Consider the following 21,511-nt stretch of genomic DNA (forward strand, 5'->3'; position numbering starts at 1 on the left):
GGCTCGCTCCCACAGGGATCTAGGGTGTTCACAAAGTGTGAGTCACGCCGCAGATCCAAGGTGGGAGCGAGCCTGCTCGCGATGACCGCGAAGCGGTCGCTTTTAGTATTTTCCACACATAAGCTAATTCGAAAAAGTTATTTATTTTCGGATTCTTAGATCATTTAGTCTCCTTTCACGCCGACTCTCGGTCGCCTGACAAGGAGCTTCCCAATGAAACTGCATTTCCCTCTTCGCCTCCTGGCGGCCGCCTCTCTGGCTGCAGCGAGCTTCTTTGCCCAGGCGGCTGACGTTACCGTCGCTTACCAGACCACCGTGGACCCGGCGAAAGTTGCCCAGGCCGACGGCGCCTACGAAAAAGCCACCAACGCCAAAATCGACTGGCGCAAATTCGACAACGGCGCCGACATCATTGCCGCCATTGCCTCCGGCGACGTGCAGATCGGCTACCTCGGTTCCAGCCCCCTGACCGCCGCGATCACCCGCAAAGTCCCGGTCGAAACCTTCCTCATCGCCACCCAGATCGGTGCCGCCGAAGCCCTCGTCGCTCGCGACGGTTCCGGGATCAAGACGCCACAAGACCTGATCGGCAAGAAAATCGCCGTGCCCTTCGTGTCCACCGGTCACTACAGCCTGCTGGCTGCGCTGAAGCACTGGAACATCGACCCGTCGAAAGTCACCGTGCTCAACCTCGCCCCGCCCGCGATCATTGCCGCGTGGAAACGCGGTGACATCGACGCCACCTACGTCTGGGACCCAGCCCTGGGCGTGGCCAAGGAAAACGGCAAAGTGCTGATCACTTCGGGTGAACTGGCCAAGTTCGGCGCGCCGACGTTTGATGCCTGGATCGTGCGCAAAGACTTCGCCGAGAAGCACCCGGAAATCGTCACCGCGTTCGCCAAAGTGACCCTGGACGCCTACGCCGACTACCGCAAAGACCCGAAAGCCTGGCTCGCCAATCAATCCAACGTCGACAAACTGGTGAAACTCTCCGGTGCCAAGGCCAGCGATATTCCGTTGCTGCTGCAAGGCAACGTCTACCCGCTGGCGGCTGATCAAGTGATCACCCTCGGCGCGCCGACCACCAAGGCCATCACCGACACCGCCACGTTCCTCAAGGAACAAGGCAAGGTCGAAGCCGTGCTGCCGGATTACGCCCCGTACGTCAGCGCCAAGTTCATCACCAACTGATCGGGAGTTCACTGCGATGGCCTTGCTACAGCTGGAGCGCATCAGCGCACAGTACCCCGGCAGTCCGGAACCGGTACTGGCGGATATTTCCCTGAGTCTTGGGCCCCAGCAATTGCTGGTCGCCCTCGGCCCGTCCGGCAGTGGCAAGACTTCGCTGTTGAACCTGATTGCCGGTTTTGTCGAACCGAGCGCCGGGCGTATCACCCTCGACGGCGTGCCGGTCAAGGGCCCGAGCGCCGAGCGTGGCGTGGTGTTTCAAGACGATGCATTACTGCCTTGGCAGGACGTGCTGGCCAACGCCGGATTCGGACTTGAACTGGCCGGTGTCTCCCGGGAAAAACGTGAAATCCGCGCCCGGGAAATGCTCGCGCTGGTCGACCTGACCGGTTTCGAAAACCGTCGTATCTGGCAGCTCTCGGGCGGCCAGAAGCAACGTGTCGGCCTCGCCCGCGCCTTGGCTGCCGATCCTCGTGTCTTGCTCATGGACGAGCCCTTCGGCGCCCTCGACGCCTTCACCCGCGAGCAGATGCAAGAGTTGCTGCTGCAAGTCTGGCAACGCACCGCCAAACCCGTATTCCTGATTACCCATGACATTGAAGAGGCCGTGTTCCTCGCCACCGACCTGATTCTGCTGGCGCCGAACCCGGGGCAAATCGTTGAGCGTCTGAGTCTGGATTTCGGCCAGCGTTATGCCGCCGGTGAATCCGCCCGAGCCATCAAGTCCGACCCTCGTTTTATCGAAACCCGCGAACACGTACTCGCCAAAGTGTTCTCCCAACGCAGCGCCGCCACGCGGCAGGAGCGCGCATGAGCAGCTATCAAATTCCGGCCATCGCGGTGAAACCCGGTTCGACCGTGATTCCGGTTCGCCGCAGTTTGAGCACTCGCTGGATCAGCGTACTGACGCTGGTTGCCCTCGTTGCTCTCTGGTGGGCCGTCACCGCCACGGGAATGATCGAGCCGCTGTTCCTGCCGCCGCCGTCCGCCGTGCTGCAAAAAGGCTGGCTGCTGGTGACCAGCGGCTATATGGATTCGACGTTGTGGCAACACTTGGGCGCGAGCCTCAGCCGAATCGGCCTGGGCCTGGGCTTTGCCGTGTTGACGGCGGTGCCAGTCGGCATCGCCATCGGCCATAACCGCATCGCGCGCGGCATTCTTGACCCGCTGATCGAGTTCTACCGCCCGATTCCACCGCTGGCCTATTTGCCGCTGATCGTGATCTGGTGCGGCATTGGTGAGCTGTCGAAGGTGTTGCTGATCTACCTGGCGATTTTCGCCCCGATTGCCATCGCCACCGCCACCGGTGTGCGCACCGTTGACCCGGCCAAATTACGGGCGGCGCAATCGTTGGGCGCTACTAGGGCGCAGTTGATTCGTCATGTGATTCTGCCGAGTGCCTTGCCGGACATTTTGACTGGCGTGCGCATTGGCCTGGGGGTGGGCTGGTCGACGCTGGTCGCCGCCGAATTGATCGCCGCCACCAGCGGGTTGGGCTTCATGGTGCAGTCGGCCGCGCAGTTCCTGGTCACCGACGTGGTGGTACTGGGGATTCTGGTGATTGCACTGATTGCCTTCGCCATGGAAATGGGCCTGCGCGCCCTGCAACGCAAACTGGTGCCGTGGCACGGCCAGGCTCACTGAACCATTGCGTGGTGAAAAACCCTGTGGGAGCGAGCCTGCTCGCGAATGCTGAGTGTCAGCCAAAGCTGCTGCAACTGATCCACCGCTTTCGCGAGCAGGCTCGCTCCCACACAAAGCACGACCCCCGAATTCGAAGAGAACCACCATGAGCCAGTTGACCATCGTTCCTTTAAGCTACGCCCTCGGCGCACAGATCAGCGGCGTCGACATCAGCCAGCCGCTGACCCCGGAGCAACGCAACGCCATCGAACAGGCGCTGCTCAAACATCAAGTGCTGTTCTTCCGTGAGCAGCCGATCACCCCACAACAGCAGGCACGATTCGCCGCCAATTTCGGTGACCTGCACATCCACCCGATCTACCCGAATGTGCCGCAACAACCAGAAGTATTGATCCTCGATACCGCCGTCACCGACGTGCGTGACAACGCGATCTGGCACACCGACGTGACCTTCCTGCCGACCCCGGCCATGGGCGCGGTGCTCAGCGCCAAGCTGCTGCCGGAGTTTGGTGGCGACACGTTGTGGGCCAGCGGGATTGCCGCGTATGAAGCGTTGTCGGCACCGATGAAAAGCTTGCTCGAAGGGCTGACGGCGACCCACGACTTCACCCGTTCGTTTCCATTGGAGCGTTATGGCAACACACCAGAAGCGCTGGCTCAGTGGGAAGAAGCGCGACGCAAGAATCCGCCGCTGTCGCACCCGGTGATTCGCACACACCCGGTGAGCGGACGCCGCTCGTTGTTCGTCAACGAAGGCTTCACGTCGAGGATCAATGAGCTGTCGGAAACCGAGAGTGAAGCGATTTTGAAGTTGTTGTTCGCCCACGCAACGCGGCCGGAATTTACCATTCGCTGGCGCTGGCAGAAGGATGACGTGGCGTTTTGGGATAACCGCGTGACCCAGCATTACGCGGTGGACGATTACCGGCCGGCGCGGCGGGTGATGCAGCGAGCGACGGTGTTGGGGGATGTGCCGTTTTTCCGGTGATCCCTGAATAGTTCTGTGTTTGTCAGGGCCCCTTCGCGAGCAGGCTCGCTCCCACAGGGTTAGTGGTTGTCCACAAAGTGTGTGGCCACCACCCATCCACTGTGGGAGCGAGCCTGCTCGCGAAAGCTATCTAACAGGCGCCGAATAGTCCGGCGCCAATCGCTTACTCAGCCGTCGAAGGCTTCTCCCAAAGATTGATCCCGCCTTCCTGGGCAAACCGGTCAATCTCCGCCAATTCTTCTGCGCTAAAGCTCAAATTCTTCAACGCCCCGACGTTCTCGATAATCTGCTCCGGCCGGCTCGCGCCGATCAGCGCCGAGGTCACCCGCGGATCGCGCAGCGTCCAGGCCAATGCCAGTTGCGCCAGACTCTGCCCACGGCGCTTGGCTATCTCATTGAGCCCTCGCACATGCGCAATGTTGGCCTCAGACAGGTGCGAGGACTGCAACGAACCACCGCCCGGACGATTGACCCGCGCATCCTTCGGAATGCCATTAAGGTATTTATCGGTCAGCAGCCCCTGCGCCAACGGCGTGAAAGCAATCACGCCAGTGCCGAGTTCGTCGGTGACGTCCAGCAGGTCCTTTTCAACCCAGCGATTGAGCAGGTTGTAGGCCGGCTGGTGAATCAGCAACGGTACTTTCCACTCTTTCAACAGTGCCGCCATTTCACGGGTCTTCACCCCGGAATACGACGAAATCCCGATGTACAACGCCTTGCCTTGTTGCACAGCGGTGGCCAGTGCGCTGGCGGTTTCTTCCAGCGGAGTGTCCGGGTCGAAACGGTGCGAATAGAAAATGTCCACGTAATCCAGGCCCAGGCGCTGCAGGCTTTGATCCAGGCTGGCGAGCACGTATTTACGCGAACCGCCGCCCTGCCCGTAAGGGCCAGGCCACATGTCCCAACCGGCTTTGCTGGAGATGATCAACTCATCGCGATACTGCTTGAAGTCTTCACGCAGCAAACGACCGAAGTTGATCTCGGCACTGCCGTACGGCGGGCCATAGTTGTTGGCCAGGTCGAAGTGGTTGATGCCCAGGTCGAACGCGGTGCGCAACAACGCGCGCTGGGTATCGATCGGCGTGCTGTCACCGAAGTTGTGCCACAGGCCCAGGGACAGTGCCGGCAGCACCAGACCGCTGCGACCCACGCGGCGGTAAGGGATGGAATCGTAGCGGTTTTCGGCAGCGGTGTAGGTCATCGAATCCTCTCTTGTCGGTCTTGAATGTGGTATCGACTGCTTCGCAAGTTGCCCAGCATACGCCCAGACAAACGCCGATAAACCTCGGACTCGAGAAAATGCTGAAACGTTTCACAGATTTTTAATCTGACCCACTTTATGCCGACAACTCACGCAACGCGGCAGCTGCTAAAAACCCGGATCTTGAGCTGTATCGCTGATCTCGCCTGACCGTCTGGTCGATACGCTCAAGCAACTGCTCTGGAAGCGTGGCATTAAAGCGCACTGACTTGCCGAAGTACGGCGTGATATCGAACTCGACCACCCCCCACACTCCGCCCGCGTAATCGGGGTTATCCAGATGAGCATCAATCTCTCGCACCAGAGGCAATGGGTCACCATCGGCGACCAGGCCTTCATAGTGCAACGCCAACGCCTCCTTCACGTTTTCAAATGCCTGCGCCACCGTAGCGCCAGCGGAGAAACAACCCGGCACGTCCGGGATAATCACTCCGTATTCTGAGTCGGCATCCTTGTGCAGAACGACCGGGAATTTCATTTCGGTGAGTCCTTCCTGTGATGTGGCCTCTTTGAGGCTCTCGTTTCCGATGTCGGGCCTCATTTCAGACCCGCCTGTTTCAATATGCTGTTGATCGTCCCTTTTGGAAGATCCGAATCAGGGTGCTTGATCGTTACCCTGCCTGGCTTATACAAATGCTTGTACTGATGGTGGCTGCCTTTGACGACCACCAGATACCAACCATCCTCCTCGATCATCCTGATCATTTCCCGACTTCGCATCACCTTCGTCCTTGTGGGCAGCATCTGCCGAGCACATTACGCGATGACCACAGGATTTATACACACGATACACACTCTGATAAATATTAACAGAATGCAAGCCGGTAAGAGTGGCCGTAGACCACCGGCTACCTCGCCCCCGCAAACACCTCCCCCAACCAATCCACAAACACCCGAACCCGTGGCGACATGTGGCGGTTATGCGGATACAGCACCGATACCGGCATCGGCGGGGGTGGTGTGTCGGTGAGGACTTCCTGCACCAGCCCTTGGGCAATCTGGGTTTCCATCCGGTAATGCGGGCACTGGATCAGCCCGAGCCCGGCAATGGCGGAGGCGGCGTAGATTTGCGCGCCGAACACTGACAGCGCGCCGTCGATGGCGACTTCCTTGAGTTCGCCATTCACCATGAATTCGAACGGAAACAACTTGGCGCTGGTGCGCGAGACGTAGTTCACCGCGCGGTGATGCTTGAGGTCGTCGAGGGTTTTTGGTTCGCCGAATTTGCGCAAATACGCGGGGCTGGCGCAGGTGATCTGGCGCAGGTTGGCGATGCGTTTTCCGATCAGTGCCGAATCACTCAACGTACCCGCGCGCAGTACACAGTCGACGCCTTCGGCGATCAAGTCGACAAAGCGGTCGGACTCGCTGATGGACAGTTCGATCTGCGGATAGCGTTCCATGAACTGCGGCAATGCGGGGATCACAAAACTTTTCGCCAGCGTGCCGTGCAGGTCGACGCGCAACCGGCCTTTCGGTGCACAGCCACGAAACGCCAGTTCAGCCTCTTCCAGTTCCGCCAGCAGTTGCACGCAACGCAGGTAATACGCCTCGCCGTCCAGCGTCGGGCGCACCTTGCGCGTACTACGCTCCAGCAACCGCGTGCCGAGCCAGGCTTCGAACTGGTTCAGGGTATGCGTCAACGTGGCACGCGGCAGGTTCAGGTCTTCGGCCGCCAGGGTGAAGCTGCTGCGCTCGTAAATGCGCACGAACACCTTCATCGCTTTGACTTGATCCACGCAGCCTCCGATTGTTGGCGATTATTGAACAGTCAAGGCAACTCTCGTGCATTTATCGGCCTGAGTAAACATGTGAATCTGGCTTCACACCGAGCCCCCTCATCAGGAATCAACACCATGACTGCTACTCAGAAAGTTGCCATCGTCACCGGCGCCTCGCGCGGCATCGGCGCTGTAATCGCCAGACAATTGGCCAGCGACGGTTTCGCCGTCGCGATCAATTACGCCAGCAGCGCCACTGAAGCGTCGGCCCTGGTGGTGGAGTTGCGTCAGGCCGGCCATCAAGCCATAGCGATCAAGGCTGACGTGGCCAACGCCGACGACGTGCGCCGGATGTTCGACGAGACCGAAACACAACTGGGGAAAGTCGATGCGCTGGTCAACAACGCCGGCATCCTCAAGGTGCTGCCGCTGGCGCAGCACACCGATGAATTGTTCGAACAGACGTTCAACATTCACGCACGCGGCACGTTCAACACCTTGCGTGAAGCGGCGACGCGCTTGAACAACGGCGGGCGGATCGTCAATTTTTCCAGCAGCACGGTCGGCCTTAACTTGCCGGGTTACGCGGTGTACATCGCCAGCAAAGCGGCGGTGGAATCGCTGACCCAGGTGTTTGCCAAGGAAATGCGCGGACGCAACATCACCGTGAATGCCGTGGCGCCGGGGCCGGTGGCCACCGAGCTGTTTTTGCATGGCAAGAGTGAGGAGCAGATTCAAAGTTTCGCGAAGATGCCTCCACTGGAACGCCTGGGCCAGCCGGAGGATATTGCTCGGGTGGTGTCGTTTCTGGTGGGGCCGGATTCGGCCTGGGTCAATGGACAGATTTTGCGCGCTAATGGTGGGTTGGTTTAACTATGCTCAATCCGAGACCATAGTGACCCTTTCGCGAGCAGGCTCGCTCCCACATGAGATCGAGGTCTAATGTGGGAGCGAGCCTGCTCGCGAAGGCGGCCGATCAGGCAACAAAAATCTGAAGGATGGACCTCACCATGCACACAGCCATCATCATCACCTTCGGCCTGGCCCTCCTCGCCATGATGCTGTTCATCGGCGAGAAAGTCGGCTTCAGCCGCCAGACCCTGACCTACTGCTTCGTGGTCCTGTGGCTGGCGCTGACGGTGATCAACGGCGCCATCGGCGTGGTCACTGCCGGCCAGTCCTTGAGCTCGGAGCTGGGGATTGGCACGGTGGTGTTCAGTGTGCCGGTGGCGGCGCTGGTGCTGTTCATGGTGTTGAGCGCAGAGGCCTGAAGACAGACCCCGCGTTACTAACGCACCAAATGCAAAAACTGCAGATGCCGTTCGTACTGGTCAAGGATGTCGTTGATGATCTGATCCTTGGTGTAACCCACCAGATCGTAATCCTGACTGCCCTCGCTCAAATGCACCTCTGCCCGGTAGTAACGACGGTTGTTGAGCTGCTTGGAGCCCATGCCGCCACGGGCAAAGGATGGCGTGAAGTAACCGCGCATCTGCACCTGATAAATGAACGGATGCTCTTCACCGTGACCGATTTCCAGGCTGACGCTGTCGTTGACCGGGTCCGGTTGGGTGATCACGTTCAAACCCTTCTCGACGAACACCGCCGACACTTCCTCGATCGCCGGGCGCACCGTCGTATCGAGAAAACGGTACACCTCATCCCGGGACGGGAAGTGCACCGCCTGACTCAGGCGCTGACGCCAGCCGCCGCGCCGTGAGCCGGCCACCGGCGCCAGGGAATGCAGTTGCGCGATCTGCTTCTGCGACTCCAGGTAGAACGCCTTGTGCAGCCCCCACATCATCAACAGCAAGATCAGCGAGAACGGCAGCGAGGTCAGCACCACCGCCGACTTCAACGCATCGATGCTGCCGGAGAACAACAGCGCACTGGTCACCAGCGCGGTCATCGCGCCCCAGAACACCCGCAGCCATTTCGGCCCGTCTTCATCCGGGTTGCCGCCCTTGGCGGACAACGTCGACAGCACCACCGTGCCGGAGTCGGCCGAGGTGACGAAGAACACGAAGCTGATGAACACCGTCACGGCGATCACCGTTTTGCTCCACGGATAGGTTTCCAGCAGCAAGTAGAGGGTCATCGACGGGTTGTCGATGGCCGACATGCCGAGCGCGCTCATGCCATGGTTGAGCACTTGATCGATGGCGCTGTTGCCGAAGATCGACATCCACGCCAGGGTGAAACCGAGCGGGATCAGCAACACGCCGAAGACGAATTCGCGGATCGTGCGGCCACGGGAAATCCGCGCGATAAACAGGCCCACGAACGGTGACCATGCGATCCACCAGGCCCAGTAAAACACCGTCCAGCCGCCCAGCCAGTCGCTGGGTTTGTCGTAGGCGTACAGGTCGAAACTCTTCATCGGCAAGGCGCCGAGGTAGTCGCCGATGTTCTGGATCAGCGTGTTCAGCAGGTGCTGCGTGGGGCCGGCAAACAACACGAACAGCAGCAGCGCGCAGGCCAGCAGCATGTTGATGTCGGACATCACCCGCACGCCTTTATCGACACCGGACACCGCGACGATGATCGCCGCGCCCATCATCAGCGTGATCAGGCCGACCTGTATCCACTGGGTGTGAGCGATGCCAAACAGGTAGTCCAGCCCGGAGTTGAGGTGCAGCACACCGAAGCCCATGTCGGCACCGAGGCCGAACACCGTGGCGATGATGCCGAAGCCGTCCACCGCATAACCGATGGGACCGTTGATGCGCTTGCCGATCAGCGGATACAGCGCCGAACGCAAGGCCAGTGGCAGGTTGTGCCGGTAGGCGAAGTAGGCCAGCGCCATGCCGACAAAAGCGAACACGCCCCAGCCGTGCAGGCCCCAGTGCAGAAACAGAATCTGCATCGCCTGACGCGCAGCCTCCGGTGTACCGGCCGTGCCTTGAGGCGGTTGCGCCAAATGCGTTAGCGGCTCGGACACGCAAAAGAAAAACAGCGTGATGCTGATCCCGGCGGCGAACAACATGCCGGCCCAGGACAGGTAACTGAATTCGGGTTCGTCGTGGTCGGCACCGAGCTTGATCTTGCCGTAGCCGGACAAGGCGGTGACCACCACGAAGACCAGATACAGGGTCATCGCGAGCATGTAGTACCAGCCGACCGTATTGGCCGCCCAGTTTTGCGCTGCCAGCAACCAGGCACCGGCTTGCTCGGGCATGGCGATGACGACAATGCCGAAGAGCAAAATGAAGCTCGCCGAGAAGTAGAACACCGGCGGATTCATGCGGACCAGGCCGCTGGGTGGGATAGACGATGCACTCATGAAACGTGCACCTCGACGGGGTAAAACTTGGCTGTAGAAATCAGACTCAGCAAAGGCAAGCCTCCTGTTGTGAGCGGGCAGCGAACTGCCGATTTAACTTGAATGAACGTTCAAGTTAAACATGAATAGGGGGCTAAGGACTAATCCCTGGGCTCGGCGGTACGGTTTGTACGCTAGCTCAAGGGAGGAAATAAGCAGGATTTAAAAGCTTCGCGAGCAGGCTCGCTCCCACAGGGTTCCTGGTCGGTCACAACGTTGTGTGCACCAGAGATCCATTGTGGGAGCGAGCCTGCTCGCGAAGAGGCCAGTGCAGTCAACGGAGATTCAAAGGCCTACTTCTGCGTCCCGTCATCATGCTGCAAATTCGCCTGCGTCAGGTTGCAACCCGCCGGCACGCTGCGGGTCAGCCACACGTTGCCGCCAATGGTCGAACCCTTGCCGATGGTGATCCGCCCCAGAATCGTCGCCCCGGCATAAATCACCACATCATCCTCGACAATCGGGTGCCGCGGATGGCCCTTCTGCAACTGACCGTCTTCATCAGACGGGAAGCGCTTGGCGCCCAGCGTGACCGCCTGATAAATCCGCACGCGCTCGCCGATAATCGCAGTCTCGCCGATCACCACGCCTGTCCCGTGATCGATGAAGAAGCTGCGACCAATCTGCGCGCCAGGGTGAATGTCGATGCCGGTGGCCGAGTGGGCGATTTCGGAGCTGATCCGCGCCAGCAACGGCAACCCGGCGCGGTACAAATGGTGCGCCAGGCGATGGTGAATCACCGCCAGGATGCCCGGATAGCAAAGCAACACTTCATCGACACTGCGTGCCGCCGGGTCGCCGTGATAGGCCGCCAGCACATCGCTGTCCAGCAAACTGCGCAGCCCCGGCAGAGCGAGCGCGAAGTCCTGAATGATCTGAATGGTTTTCGCCTCGATGTCCGCCTCCGCCTGCTGACTGTGGCGCGCGGCATAGTGCAATTCGAGTCGTGCCTGGGCCAACAGCGCGTTCAACGCCACATCGAGGGTGTGGCCGACGTAGAAGTCTTCACTCTCTTCGCGCAAATCCACCGGCCCCAGGCGCATCGGGAACAATGCCCCGCAGAGCGCTTCAAGAATCTCCGCCATGGCCGCTCGGGAAGGCAATTCGCGCCCGCCCTGCTCGGTGCTGGCACGGCCATTTTGTGCGCGCCACTGCGAACGCGCCGTGCGCAGTTGGCTGACGATGGTCTGCAGTTGCCAATGACTGGAACGCTCGCTCACGGTAAAAACTCCTCACGGGCGGCCGGACTGTCTGGCCGCGCTGACGGCGTTTACTTTACGGCAAGGTCTTGAGGCCGAATTAAGAACCAATTGTGCAGAGCTAAGAATCTTTGGCTATAAGCGATTGGCGGTTGCCCAGGCAAATGGGCGTGCCTATAGTCCTTTCATCTTTCTCCGCCAGTACGGACCCATGATCAAACAACAGCTCGCTCGCTTTAACCGTCTCGATTTACTTGGCCACCCCACCGCCCTGGAAAAACTTGAACGCTTGTCGACCTGGCTGGGCCGCGATGTGTACGTCAAACGCGATGACCTGACGCCACTGGCCATGGGCGGCAACAAACTGCGCAAGCTCGAATACCTCGCCGCCGATGCACTGGCACAAGGCGCCGACACGCTCATCACCGCAGGAGCGCTCCAGTCCAACCACGTGCGCCAGACCGCGGCCATTGCCGCCAAACTGGGCCTGGCTTGCGTCGCGCTGCTGGAAAACCCTTTGGGCACCGACGACGCCAATTATCTCGGCAATGGCAATCGCCTGTTGCTGGACCTGTTCGATACCAAGGTCGAGCTGGTGGAAAACCTCGACAACGCCGACGAGCAATTGCAAGCCCTGGCCGATCGCCTGCGCAACAACGGCAAGAAGCCGTACCTGGTGCCGATTGGTGGCTCGAATGCGCTGGGCGCGTTGGGTTATGTGCGCGCCGGGCTGGAACTGGCCGAGCAGATCAAGGATACCGGTTTGAATTTCGCCGCCGTGGTCCTGGCCTCGGGCAGCGCCGGAACCCACAGCGGTCTGGCGTTGGCGCTGAGTGAAGCACTGCCGGATTTGCCAGTGATTGGCGTCACGGTTTCCCGTAGTGATGAAGACCAGCGACCGAAAGTCCAGGGGCTCGCCGAACGTACGGCCGAACTGCTCGGCGTGCAGCTGCCAGCGAGTTTCAAAATTGAACTGTGGGACGAATATTTCGGGCCGCGCTATGGCGAGCCGAATGCTGGAACACTGGCAGCCGTGAAGCTGCTGGCGAGTCAGGAAGGCTTGCTGCTGGACCCGGTGTATACCGGCAAGGCCATGGCCGGGTTGCTGGACGGGATCGGACGCGGACGCTTCGACGAGGGGCCGATTATCTTCCTGCACACCGGTGGGGCACCGGCGTTGTTTGCGTATACCTCGGCGTTCTAAGTTCCCCTGTGATAAGGGGGGTTGCCTGTGGCGAGGGGGCTTGCCCCCGTTGGGTTGCGAAGCGACCCCCGGCGCCTTCAAGTCATATGGAGTCAGTCTGACGACTGCTGCGCAGCCGAACGGGGGCAAGCCCCCTCGCCACAGAAGCTCCTCGCCACAGGGGTTGCGTCCACCGCATATTCTATTAAGGTATAAATAGATCAATATTTAGTATTTTCCAATCTATAGGCATCATCATATAGTCGCGCCGCAGGCGAATTTGCAGCGAGACGCATATGCTGCTTTAGGGCAGGATATCGCAGTCGTCCAAATCCCGGATTTGCCAACATTCCTAAAGCGTCTTCCATAAGAAAACACAGGGGCTTGTCATGAATTTTTCCGCACTACGTCGAAACCTGCTGGTTGGTTCGCTGGGCCTGGCGCTGAGCGCTGGTTTGCTCGGCCAGGCCGTTGCCGGTGAGCAACTGCAAAAAATCAAGGATGCTGGCGTGATCAACGTCGGCCTGGAAGGCACTTATCCACCGTTCAGTTTCGTTGACGCCGACGGCAAACTGGCCGGCTTCGAAGTCGAGCTCTCCGAAGCACTGGCTAAAAAGCTGGGCGTCAAAGCCAAGATTCAGCCAACCAAGTGGGACGGTATTCTTGCTGCTCTGGAATCCAAGCGCCTGGACGTAGTGGTCAATCAGGTCACCATCTCCGACGAGCGCAAGAAGAAGTATGACTTCTCCGAACCGTACACCGTCTCCGGGATTCAGGCGCTGGTGCTGAAGGACAAGGAAGCCGCGCTGAACATCAAGACTGCCGCTGACCTGTCCGGCAAGAAAGTCGGCGTAGGCCTGGGCACCAACTACGAACAGTGGGTCCGCGCCAACGTGCCGGGTGCTGACGTGCGCACCTACGACGATGATCCGACCAAGTTCGCCGACCTGAACAATGGCCGTACCGACGCCATCCTGATCGACCGTCTGGCTGCGCTTGAATACGCCAAGAAAGCACCGAAAACCGTCGCTGCCGGTCAAGCGTTCTCCCGCCAGGAAGCCGGTATTGCCCTGCGCAAAGGTGAGCCGGAACTGCTGGCAGCCGTGAACAAGGCCCTCGATGAGCTGCGTGCCGACGGCACCCTGAAAAAGCTTTCGGAAAAATACTTCAGCGCTGACGTCACTCAATAATGGAAGAAGCTTTCCAACTCGCACTGGATTCCGCGCCCTTTCTGCTCAAGGGCGCGTACTACACAGTGATCCTCAGCCTGGGCGGAATGTTCTTCGGCCTGGTGATGGGTTTCGGCCTGGCACTGATGCGCCTGTCGCGCTTCAAGCTGGTGAGCTGGATCGCCCGCATCTACGTGTCGTTCTTTCGCGGCACGCCGTTGCTGGTGCAACTGTTCGTGATCTATTACGGCTTGCCGCAACTGGGTGTCGAACTTGATCCGCTGCCGGCCGCCCTGATCGGCTTCTCGCTGAACATGGCGGCCTACGCCTGCGAAATCCTGCGTGCCGCGATCAGCTCCATCGAGCGCGGTCAGTGGGAAGCCGCCGCGAGTATCGGCATGACCCGCGCGCAAACCCTGCGCCGGGCGATCATCCCGCAAGCGATGCGCACGGCCTTGCCGCCGCTGGGCAACAGCTTCATTTCGCTGGTCAAGGACACGGCACTGGCCGCCACCATTCAGGTGCCGGAACTGTTCCGTCAGGCGCAGCTGATTACCGCCCGGACTTTCGAAGTCTTCACCATGTATCTTGCCGCCGCGCTGATCTACTGGATTCTGGCCACGGTGCTGTCGCACCTGCAGAACACCTTGGAAGCGCGGGTCAATCGGCACGACCAGGAGTCCTGACCCATGATTGTCGTGGAAAAACTGACAAAGCAGTTCAAGGGTCAAGTCGTGCTCAACGGCATCGATCTTGAAGTGAAGGAAGGCGAGGTCGTGGCGATCATCGGGCCCAGCGGCTCGGGCAAGACCACGTTCCTGCGGTGCCTGAATTTTCTGGAAGAACCCACCAGCGGCCGGATCAAGGTCGGCGACATCGAGATCGATGGCAGCCGCCCGCTGAACCAGCAGCAAGGTCTGGTACGACGCCTGCGCCAACACGTCGGCTTCGTGTTCCAGAACTTCAACCTGTTCCCGCACCGCACTGCTCTGGAAAACGTCATCGAAGGCCCGATCATCGTGAAGAAGATCCCGCACGCCGAAGCCGTTGTCCTGGGCAAAAAGCTCTTGGCCAGGGTTGGCCTGGCGGGCAAGGAAGATGCTTACCCGCGACGCCTTTCCGGTGGTCAGCAACAGCGCGTGGCGATTGCCCGGGCGCTGGCGATGGAGCCGGAAGTGATCCTGTTCGATGAGCCGACCTCGGCGCTCGATCCGGAACTGGTCGGTGAAGTGCTGGCGACCATCCGCAGTCTCGCCGAGGAGAAGCGCACCATGGTCATCGTCACGCATGAAATGGGTTTTGCCCGGGATGTGGCCAATCGTGTGGTGTTTTTCGACAAGGGTGTGATCGTTGAACAAGGCGAAGCAAAAGCGCTGTTTGCCAACCCGAAAGAAGAACGAACAAAACAGTTCCTCAGCAAGTTTCTGAACAACACTCACTGAAACATCGCTTCACTACTTGTTAACTTCCATGGATGGAAGTGACAACTACCCTGCCAACAAACGCCCTTCCCACCGACTCTTTTCACTTACATCTTAGATAATTTATCGGATGCCTTGTGCGGTACATATATATGTCCTGCAACAGGTCTTTCTCACCTAAGATTTGCTAAACCCTGCGCCCGATGCCGCGCAAGTCTCAGCCATCAGCATCATGAGTGCGCGGTTAAAATCGTGGCCATGTTCGACAGCGTGCTGCGGCATATTAACTTCAGCACGTAGGATTATTCTGAATAACAGGTGATCCAACACTTAACTAGCCAACTCTATTGACACCTATTCAAGCGCACTCTTATCTAGTCGCCAACAGGCGCCAACCTTTGCACTTCAGCTTACTTCCAACTTCCAAGTAACAAGCCGATTTGTTGCCGGGTAATGCGCGCCTTTGAACTTTCAGAAACGGAACTTCGCTGCAAGGCTTCAAGGAGAAAAACCATGACAAGCACTTCGAACACACCCGAACTTGCGGCCCCGACCCTGGCGCAATCGCACAAGGCCGGGGTCAACATGATTGCCGCGACTCATCTCATGATCGACGTGGCGCCCTACCCCGGCATGGACGCTGGCGACCTGATCGAACTGTTCTGGGACAACTGCTACGTCGCTTCCCGCGTACTGGACGCCGACGACGTCGGTGAAGTGATTGGCCTGCGCGTGCCGGAAAGCTTCATTGCCAACGGCAGCGTACGCATTCATTACAAGGTCATGCAGGTGGGGCAAGGGCCTGCGTTGTCACCGGCGACGCGGGTCCAGATCAAGCTGGATTGCCCTGGTGGCCCGCTACCAGCCCTGTGCGGCGATGAAAACCAAAGCCTGGCACCGGTGGGGCTCCCCGAAACCATCCGCCGCCAAGGGGTCAATCCGAACCAGATCAAGCGTGGCGTACCGCTGACCATCGAACCTTATCTGAACATGGCCGTCGACGATGAAATCACCCTGCGCTGGGGCGATGTGCGCATGGACCTGCCCCGGCTCAAGGCAGACGAGGTGGGCCAGCCGATTCAGGTCTGGGTACCGCCGGCAATCATTCTCGAAGCCGGCGAAGACCTGCGGCTGGAAGTGACCTATTGCATCCTCGACCGCGTGGGCAACAACTCGCGTTGGGCACCCCCGCGCTGGCTGAAGATTGGCTGCGCCAATCCCTATCTGAAGGCCCGGCCGAAGGAGATGTTGATGGCGGCCGAGCCCCGCAAAAAATGACACCAAACCTGTGGCGAGGGAGCTTGCTCCCGCTGGGTGCGAAGCACCCCAAAATCTGAAATCGCATTTTTCCCAGTTGAAATGCGTTAGCCAGTTTGCGACTGCTGCGCAGTCGAGCGGGAGCAAGCTCCCTCGCCACAGGGATTGCGGTGACCTCTCTAGAACACCCTTCTATGTATATTCCTAAAAGTTAGTTTATTAATTTTTTATACGCGCTTAGGGTATATGCACCGGACCACCGGACATTCTTGATTTTATTCGTCGCCACTCCGCGACGATCCCATGAGATGTGAGGTAGGTATGGTCCGGAACACAATCACCCCAGTGCAGATCGCCAGGGCATTGCGTGCAGCCAAGGAGCGGCACTGATGTCCAGTCTGGCAGATGCAATCGTTCAGAGTGATCTGGACATCGCCCCCCTGTTGTTGCCCGCGCAAGTCTTGCGCAACGACGCACAAGCCATCGAAGCCGCCCATGATCTGGCGCAAGTAGCTCGTCTTCACGCAGCCAAACGTGACCGGCAGCGCAAGTTGCCATGGTCGGAAATCGAACAGTTCACCCGCAGCGGTTTAGGCAGCATTGCCATCCCCCGTGAGTACGGTGGCCCACAGGTTTCTTTCGTCACCGTCGCCGAGGTGTTCGCGATCATTTCCGCGGCAGACCCGGCCTTGGGGCAGATCCCGCAGAACCAGTTCGGCATTCTCAACCTGGTGCTGGGCAGTGCCACTGAAGCGCAGAAAAAACAGCTGTTCAAAAGCGTGCTCGACGGTTGGCGCATCGGCAATGCCGGGCCTGAGCGCGGCACAAAAAACACTCTGGAACTCAAGGCGCGCATTACCGTCGACGGCGACGGTTTTGTCCTCAATGGCCAGAAGTTTTACTCCACCGGCGCGTTGTTCGCCCACTGGGTCGCGGTCAAGGCGCTGAACGACGACGGCAAGCAAGTGCTGGCCTTCGTCCGTCGCGGCACGCCGGGGCTGCGCATCGTCGATGACTGGTCGGGCTTCGGTCAGCGCACCACCGCCAGCGGCACTATTTTGCTCAACAACGTGCGGGTCGACGCCGAGTTGGTTGTGGACAACTGGAAGATCAACGACAAGCCGAACCTGCAGGGCGCCGTGTCGCAACTGATTCAAGCCGCCATCGACGCGGGGATCGCCCGGGGCGCCATCGACGACGCCATCGAATTCGTGAAAACCCGCGCGCGTCCATGGATCGACGCCAAGGTCGAACGGGCCAGCGATGACCTGTACGTGATTGCGGATATCGGCAAGTTGAAAATCGAATTGCACGCCGCCGAAGCGCTGCTGCGCAAGGCCGGGCAAGTACTGGATCAGGTCAACGCCGCCCCCGTCACCGCCGAGTCGGCCGCACGCGCCTCGATTGCCGTGGCCGAAGCCAAAGTGCTGACCACCGAAATCTCGCTGCTGGCCAGCGAAAAGCTTTTCGAACTGGCCGGCAGCCGCGCCACCCTCGCCGAATTCAATCTCGACCGCCATTGGCGCAACGCCCGCGTGCACACGCTGCACGACCCGGTGCGCTGGAAGTATTACGCCGTCGGCACCTATCACCTCAACGGCACCTTGCCGGCGCGGCATTCCTGGATCTGACGACCCGTACCCTTTTGACCAGATCTCTGGAGAAACACATGACTTATTCCCACCACGTCGCGGTCATAACCAGCGATGAGCAAGCCCTGGTCGTCGCCAGTGACTTGGCTGACGATTTCAAACGCGACAGCGCGCTACGCGACCGCGAACGCCGTTTACCGTACCCGGAACTCGAAGTGTTTTCCCGCTCGGGCCTGTGGGGCATCAGCGTACCCAAGGAGTACGGCGGCGCCGGTGTGTCCAACGTGACGCTGGCCAAGGTAATCGCCTTGATTGCCCAGGCTGACGGTTCGCTTGGGCAAATCCCCCAGAACCATTTCTACGCCCTCGAAGTGCTGCGCGTGAACGGCAGCCCTGCGCAGAAACAACGGCTGTACGCCGAAGTATTGGCCGGCCAGCGATTCGGCAATGCACTCGCCGAACTCGGCACCAAAACCGCTCACGACCGCGTCACCAGCCTCAAGCGTGATGGCGACGGCTATCGCATCAACGGTCGCAAGTTCTACGCAACCGGCGCGATTTACGCGCAACGCATCCCGACCTCGGTGGTGGATGAACACGGTGTGCAGCAACTGGCTTTCGTCCCTCGCGACAGCAAAGGCCTGACCGTCATCGACGACTGGAGCGGATTTGGCCAACGCACCACCGGCAGCGGTTCGGTGGTGTTCGAAGACGTGTACGTGGCGGCCGAGGACGTGATCCCGTTCCAGAGTGCATTCGAACGCCCGACCACCGTCGGCCCGCTCGCGCAAATCCTCCACGCCGCCATCGACACCGGCATCGCCCGCGCCGCCTATGAAGACGCGCTGCATTTTGTGCGCACCAAAACCCGACCATGGATCGACGCCACCCATGAAAAAGCCACTGACGACCCGCTGACGATCAAGAGTTTCGGGCACTTGAGCATTCGCCTGCACGCCACCGAAGCCCTGCTGGAACGCTCCGGCGAATTCCTCGACAAGGCCCAGGCCGACACCAACGCCGAGACTGTCGCCGCCGCCTCGATTGCCGTCGCCGAAGCCCGGGCCATCAGCACCGAAATTTCCCTCGCCGCCGGCAGCACGCTGTTCGAACTGGCCGGCAGCCAGGCGACCCTGATCGAACACGGCCTGGACCGGCACTGGCGCAACGCCCGCGTGCATACCCTGCACGACCCGGTGCGCTGGAAGTATCACGCGGTGGGCAACTACTACCTCAACGATGAAAACCCTCCGCTACGAGGGACCATCTGATGGCCGACGCGAAAAAGAAAATCCTGCTCAACGCGTTCAACATGAACTGCATCGGGCACATCAACCATGGCCTGTGGACGCACCCACGGGACAATTCCACGCAGTACAAGACCATCGAATATTGGACCGAACTGGCGCAGCTGCTGGAGCGCGGGCTGTTCGACGGACTGTTCATCGCCGACATCGTCGGCGTGTACGACGTCTATCAGAACTCGGTGGACGTGCCGCTGAAAGAATCGATCCAGCTGCCGGTCAACGACCCGCTGCTGCTGGTGTCGGCCATGGCCGCCGTGACCAAAAACCTCGGCTTCGGCCTGACCGCCAACCTCACTTACGAACCGCCGTACCTGTTCGCCCGACGCATGTCGACGCTCGATCACCTGAGCCGTGGCCGGGTCGGCTGGAACATTGTCACCGGCTACCTCGACAGCGCCGCCAAGGCCATGGGCCTGAGCGAACAGGTCGAGCACGACCGTCGTTACGACCAGGCCGAGGAGTACCTGGAAGTGCTCTACAAACTCTGGGAAGGCAGCTGGGAAAACGGCGCGGTGCTCAACGACCGCGAGCAACGGATCTACGCGCAACCGGAGAAAGTGCACAAGGTCGAGCACAAGGGCGAGTTCTATCAGGTCGAGGGTTATCACCTGTGCGAGCCGTCACCGCAGCGCACACCGGTGCTGTTCCAGGCCGGCAGTTCGGATCGCGGTTTGCTGTTCGCCGGGCGCCATGCCGAGTGCGTGTTCATCAGTGGCCAGAACAAACCGTCGACCAAGGTTCAAGTGGACAAAGTCCGCGCCAGCGCCGTTGAGGCCGGACGTAATCCCGAGGACATCAAGGTGTTCATGGGCCTGAACGTGATTGTCGGCGCCACTGAAGAACTGGCCTGGGCCAAGCACGCCGAGTACCTGAGCTATGCCAGTGCCGAGGCTGGCGTGGCGCATTTTTCAGCATCGACCGGGATCGATTTTTCCGAATACACCATCGACGAACCGATCCAGTACGTGAAGAGCAACGCGATCCAGTCGGCGACCAAAAACCTGCAAAACAACGACTGGACCCGGCGCAAATTGCTCGAGCAACACGCCCTCGGCGGCCGCTACATCACGGTGGTCGGTTCGCCTGAGCAAGTGGCAGATGAACTGGAATCCTGGATCGCCGAAACCGGCCTGGACGGTTTCAACCTGACACGGATTGTCACCCCGGAAAGTTATGTGGATTTCATTGAACTGGTGATTCCGGAGTTGCAAAAGCGTGGGTCGTACAAGACCGCTTATGACGATGGCAGCTTGCGGGAGAAGCTGTTTCACGCAGAGGCGCATTTGCCTGAGCAACACATCGGCTCGGCTTACCGCCGCTAAAAGCTTCGCGAGCAGGCTCGCTCCTACAGGGATGTGTGAACACCAAAAAACCACTGTGGGAGCGAGCCTGCTCGCGAAGAGGCCCGCCCAATCACCCCAAATTTATGCACTGACTGGAAAACCATCATGACCAAGACCTACTTCTCTCACCCAGTCAAAGCACTGGCCCTGGCCCTCGGCCTGTTCAGCTCGGTGGTATTCGCCGCCGACGCGCCGTTGAAAATCGGCACCACCGCCGCCTTCGCCATCCCCCTCGAAGCCGCCGTCGAAGAGGCCTCCAAACAAGGCCTGAAAGTCGAGCTGGTGGAGTTCAGCGACTGGATCGCCCCCAACGTCAGCCTCGCCGCCGGTGACATCGACGTGAATTATTTCCAGCACATCCCGTTCCTGGAAAACGCCAAGGCCGCTTCCGGTTTTGACCTGGTGCCGTTCGCACCGGGAATCATCAACAACGTCGGCCTCTACTCGAAGAAATACAAAAGCTTCGACGAACTCCCACAAGGCGCCAGCGTCGCTATCGCCAACGACCCGATCAACAGCGGTCGCGGCCTGCAACTGCTGGCCAAGGCCGGCCTGATCACACTCAAACCCGGAGTCGGCTACAAAGCCACCGAAGAAGACATCATCGCCAACCCGAAAAAAATCAAAATCCTCCAGGTCGAAGCCGTGCAACTGGTGCGCGCCTACGACGATGCTGATCTGGTCCAGGGCTACCCCGCTTACATCCGTCTTTCGAAGACCTTCGATGCCGGTTCCGCGCTGCTGTTCGACGGCCTCGACCACAAGGAATACGTGATCCAGTTCGTGATCCAGCCGAAGAGCAAAACCGACCCGCGCCTGATCAAGTTCGTCGACATCTACCAGCATTCGCCGGCCGTTCGTGCAGCGCTGGACAAGGCTCACGGCAAGCTCTACCAAGCTGGCTGGGAAAGCTGAG

21 protein-coding genes are annotated in these 21,511 nt (G+C 59.7%); 15 read left to right on the forward strand and 6 right to left on the reverse strand.

Annotated features, from left to right (window positions below; translation table 11 throughout):
* Positions 1-213 precede the first annotated feature (213 nt).
* From tauA to tauD, 4 genes are all read left to right on the forward strand, one after another.
* On the forward strand, positions 214-1,191 hold the full coding sequence (tauA, locus tag AC07N8_RS23825) for a taurine ABC transporter substrate-binding protein (protein WP_123436317.1): 978 nt from the start codon (positions 214-216) through the stop codon (positions 1,189-1,191).
* A gap of 16 nt (positions 1,192-1,207) precedes the next feature.
* Positions 1,208-2,002, forward strand: a complete 795-nt coding sequence (gene tauB / locus AC07N8_RS23830) for a taurine ABC transporter ATP-binding subunit (protein WP_493145968.1) — start codon at positions 1,208-1,210, stop codon at positions 2,000-2,002.
* On the forward strand, positions 1,999-2,832 hold the full coding sequence (gene tauC, locus AC07N8_RS23835) for a taurine ABC transporter permease TauC (protein ID WP_483840903.1): 834 nt from the start codon (positions 1,999-2,001) through the stop codon (positions 2,830-2,832). The genes tauB and tauC overlap by 4 nt, the downstream gene beginning before the upstream one ends.
* Before the next feature lie 145 nt (positions 2,833-2,977).
* Positions 2,978-3,820: a taurine dioxygenase gene (gene tauD, locus AC07N8_RS23840; protein WP_493145967.1), complete on the forward strand. Its 843-nt coding sequence runs from the start codon at positions 2,978-2,980 to the stop codon at positions 3,818-3,820.
* Between the two features lie 163 nt (positions 3,821-3,983).
* On the opposite strand, the gene mgrA is transcribed toward tauD, so the two are convergent.
* The 4 genes from mgrA to AC07N8_RS23860 all read right to left on the reverse strand — a co-directional run bounded on the left by mgrA (position 3,984) and on the right by AC07N8_RS23860 (position 6,820).
* The gene (mgrA, locus tag AC07N8_RS23845) at positions 3,984-5,021 is read right to left on the reverse strand and encodes an L-glyceraldehyde 3-phosphate reductase (RefSeq protein WP_027922241.1); all 1,038 of its coding nucleotides are present in this window, start codon (positions 5,019-5,021) and stop codon (positions 3,984-3,986) included.
* Between the two features lie 136 nt (positions 5,022-5,157).
* Complete coding sequence (locus tag AC07N8_RS23850) at positions 5,158-5,622, reverse strand: type II toxin-antitoxin system HicB family antitoxin (protein WP_483840900.1); 465 nt, start codon at positions 5,620-5,622, stop codon at positions 5,158-5,160.
* Positions 5,619-5,801, reverse strand: coding sequence for a type II toxin-antitoxin system HicA family toxin (locus AC07N8_RS23855; protein ID WP_483840899.1), 183 nt, complete (start codon positions 5,799-5,801; stop codon positions 5,619-5,621). Before AC07N8_RS23855 ends, AC07N8_RS23850 begins: the two co-directional genes overlap by 4 nt.
* Before the next feature lie 128 nt (positions 5,802-5,929).
* Positions 5,930-6,820, reverse strand: coding sequence for a LysR family transcriptional regulator (locus AC07N8_RS23860; protein WP_483840898.1), 891 nt, complete (start codon positions 6,818-6,820; stop codon positions 5,930-5,932).
* 117 nt (positions 6,821-6,937) lie between these two features.
* Here AC07N8_RS23860 and AC07N8_RS23865 point away from each other — a divergent pair, with 117 nt between their 5' ends.
* Both AC07N8_RS23865 and AC07N8_RS23870 read left to right on the forward strand, forming a co-directional pair.
* Complete coding sequence (locus AC07N8_RS23865; protein ID WP_493145966.1) at positions 6,938-7,675, forward strand: SDR family oxidoreductase; 738 nt, start codon at positions 6,938-6,940, stop codon at positions 7,673-7,675.
* 137 nt (positions 7,676-7,812) lie between these two features.
* Positions 7,813-8,073, forward strand: coding sequence for a hypothetical protein (locus AC07N8_RS23870; RefSeq protein ID WP_483840896.1), 261 nt, complete (start codon positions 7,813-7,815; stop codon positions 8,071-8,073).
* A 17-nt stretch (positions 8,074-8,090) separates the two neighbouring features.
* On the opposite strand, the gene betT is transcribed toward AC07N8_RS23870, so the two are convergent.
* Positions 8,091-10,046 (reverse strand): choline transporter BetT, encoded by a 1,956-nt coding sequence (betT, locus tag AC07N8_RS23875; RefSeq protein ID WP_177327593.1) that lies wholly within the window; start codon positions 10,044-10,046, stop codon positions 8,091-8,093.
* A 371-nt stretch (positions 10,047-10,417) separates the two neighbouring features.
* A complete protein-coding gene (epsC, locus tag AC07N8_RS23880; RefSeq protein WP_027922246.1) occupies positions 10,418-11,344 on the reverse strand; it encodes a serine O-acetyltransferase EpsC in 927 nt (308 codons plus the stop codon).
* Positions 11,345-11,534: 190 nt separating this feature from the next.
* On the opposite strand from epsC, the gene AC07N8_RS23885 reads away from it, so the two are divergent.
* The 9 genes from AC07N8_RS23885 to AC07N8_RS23925 all read left to right on the forward strand — a co-directional run bounded on the left by AC07N8_RS23885 (position 11,535) and on the right by AC07N8_RS23925 (position 21,510).
* Complete coding sequence (locus tag AC07N8_RS23885) at positions 11,535-12,527, forward strand: D-cysteine desulfhydrase (protein ID WP_493145965.1); 993 nt, start codon at positions 11,535-11,537, stop codon at positions 12,525-12,527.
* Between the two features lie 368 nt (positions 12,528-12,895).
* The gene (gene tcyJ, locus AC07N8_RS23890) at positions 12,896-13,696 is read left to right on the forward strand and encodes a cystine ABC transporter substrate-binding protein (RefSeq protein WP_483840894.1); all 801 of its coding nucleotides are present in this window, start codon (positions 12,896-12,898) and stop codon (positions 13,694-13,696) included.
* Positions 13,696-14,361 (forward strand): cystine ABC transporter permease, encoded by a 666-nt coding sequence (gene tcyL / locus AC07N8_RS23895; protein WP_483840893.1) that lies wholly within the window; start codon positions 13,696-13,698, stop codon positions 14,359-14,361. The genes tcyJ and tcyL overlap by 1 nt, the downstream gene beginning before the upstream one ends.
* 3 nt (positions 14,362-14,364) lie before the next feature.
* Positions 14,365-15,117, forward strand: a complete 753-nt coding sequence (gene tcyN / locus AC07N8_RS23900) for an L-cystine ABC transporter ATP-binding protein TcyN (protein ID WP_483840892.1) — start codon at positions 14,365-14,367, stop codon at positions 15,115-15,117.
* Between the two features lie 492 nt (positions 15,118-15,609).
* Complete coding sequence (locus AC07N8_RS23905) at positions 15,610-16,374, forward strand: hypothetical protein (protein ID WP_483840891.1); 765 nt, start codon at positions 15,610-15,612, stop codon at positions 16,372-16,374.
* A gap of 368 nt (positions 16,375-16,742) precedes the next feature.
* Complete coding sequence (locus AC07N8_RS23910) at positions 16,743-17,984, forward strand: SfnB family sulfur acquisition oxidoreductase (RefSeq protein WP_483840890.1); 1,242 nt, start codon at positions 16,743-16,745, stop codon at positions 17,982-17,984.
* Between the two features lie 38 nt (positions 17,985-18,022).
* A complete protein-coding gene (locus AC07N8_RS23915) occupies positions 18,023-19,216 on the forward strand; it encodes an SfnB family sulfur acquisition oxidoreductase (RefSeq protein ID WP_493145964.1) in 1,194 nt (397 codons plus the stop codon).
* Positions 19,216-20,574 (forward strand): LLM class flavin-dependent oxidoreductase, encoded by a 1,359-nt coding sequence (locus tag AC07N8_RS23920; protein WP_493145963.1) that lies wholly within the window; start codon positions 19,216-19,218, stop codon positions 20,572-20,574. The genes AC07N8_RS23915 and AC07N8_RS23920 overlap by 1 nt, the downstream gene beginning before the upstream one ends.
* A 126-nt stretch (positions 20,575-20,700) precedes the next feature.
* Entirely contained in the window at positions 20,701-21,510 is an 810-nt protein-coding gene (locus AC07N8_RS23925) for a MetQ/NlpA family ABC transporter substrate-binding protein (RefSeq protein ID WP_493145962.1), read from the forward strand.
* The last annotated feature ends 1 nt before the right edge of the window (position 21,511 follow it).

This window comes from Pseudomonas sp. GW821-FHT10C09, assembly GCF_059415465.1.

Excerpts from the sequence above, each read along its gene's own strand:
- tcyJ (WP_483840894.1), top strand. The coding sequence starts at position 12,896 with ATGAATTTTTCCGCACTACGTCGAAACCTGCTGGTTGGTTCGCTGGGC.
- AC07N8_RS23870 (WP_483840896.1), top strand. The coding sequence starts at position 7,813 with ATGCACACAGCCATCATCATCACCTTCGGCCTGGCCCTCCTCGCCATG.
- AC07N8_RS23865 (WP_493145966.1), top strand. The coding sequence starts at position 6,938 with ATGACTGCTACTCAGAAAGTTGCCATCGTCACCGGCGCCTCGCGCGGC.
- tcyL (WP_483840893.1), top strand. The coding sequence starts at position 13,696 with ATGGAAGAAGCTTTCCAACTCGCACTGGATTCCGCGCCCTTTCTGCTC.
- betT (WP_177327593.1), bottom strand. The coding sequence starts at position 10,046 with ATGAATCCGCCGGTGTTCTACTTCTCGGCGAGCTTCATTTTGCTCTTC.
- mgrA (WP_027922241.1), bottom strand. The coding sequence starts at position 5,021 with ATGACCTACACCGCTGCCGAAAACCGCTACGATTCCATCCCTTACCGC.
- tauC (WP_483840903.1), top strand. The coding sequence starts at position 1,999 with ATGAGCAGCTATCAAATTCCGGCCATCGCGGTGAAACCCGGTTCGACC.
- AC07N8_RS23920 (WP_493145963.1), top strand. The coding sequence starts at position 19,216 with ATGGCCGACGCGAAAAAGAAAATCCTGCTCAACGCGTTCAACATGAAC.
- tauD (WP_493145967.1), top strand. The coding sequence starts at position 2,978 with ATGAGCCAGTTGACCATCGTTCCTTTAAGCTACGCCCTCGGCGCACAG.
- tcyN (WP_483840892.1), top strand. The coding sequence starts at position 14,365 with ATGATTGTCGTGGAAAAACTGACAAAGCAGTTCAAGGGTCAAGTCGTG.
- AC07N8_RS23855 (WP_483840899.1), bottom strand. The coding sequence starts at position 5,801 with ATGCGAAGTCGGGAAATGATCAGGATGATCGAGGAGGATGGTTGGTAT.
- AC07N8_RS23925 (WP_493145962.1), top strand. The coding sequence starts at position 20,701 with ATGACCAAGACCTACTTCTCTCACCCAGTCAAAGCACTGGCCCTGGCC.
- AC07N8_RS23915 (WP_493145964.1), top strand. The coding sequence starts at position 18,023 with ATGACTTATTCCCACCACGTCGCGGTCATAACCAGCGATGAGCAAGCC.
- AC07N8_RS23910 (WP_483840890.1), top strand. The coding sequence starts at position 16,743 with ATGTCCAGTCTGGCAGATGCAATCGTTCAGAGTGATCTGGACATCGCC.
- AC07N8_RS23885 (WP_493145965.1), top strand. The coding sequence starts at position 11,535 with ATGATCAAACAACAGCTCGCTCGCTTTAACCGTCTCGATTTACTTGGC.
- tauB (WP_493145968.1), top strand. The coding sequence starts at position 1,208 with ATGGCCTTGCTACAGCTGGAGCGCATCAGCGCACAGTACCCCGGCAGT.
- AC07N8_RS23905 (WP_483840891.1), top strand. The coding sequence starts at position 15,610 with ATGACAAGCACTTCGAACACACCCGAACTTGCGGCCCCGACCCTGGCG.
- tauA (WP_123436317.1), top strand. The coding sequence starts at position 214 with ATGAAACTGCATTTCCCTCTTCGCCTCCTGGCGGCCGCCTCTCTGGCT.
- AC07N8_RS23850 (WP_483840900.1), bottom strand. The coding sequence starts at position 5,622 with ATGAGGCCCGACATCGGAAACGAGAGCCTCAAAGAGGCCACATCACAG.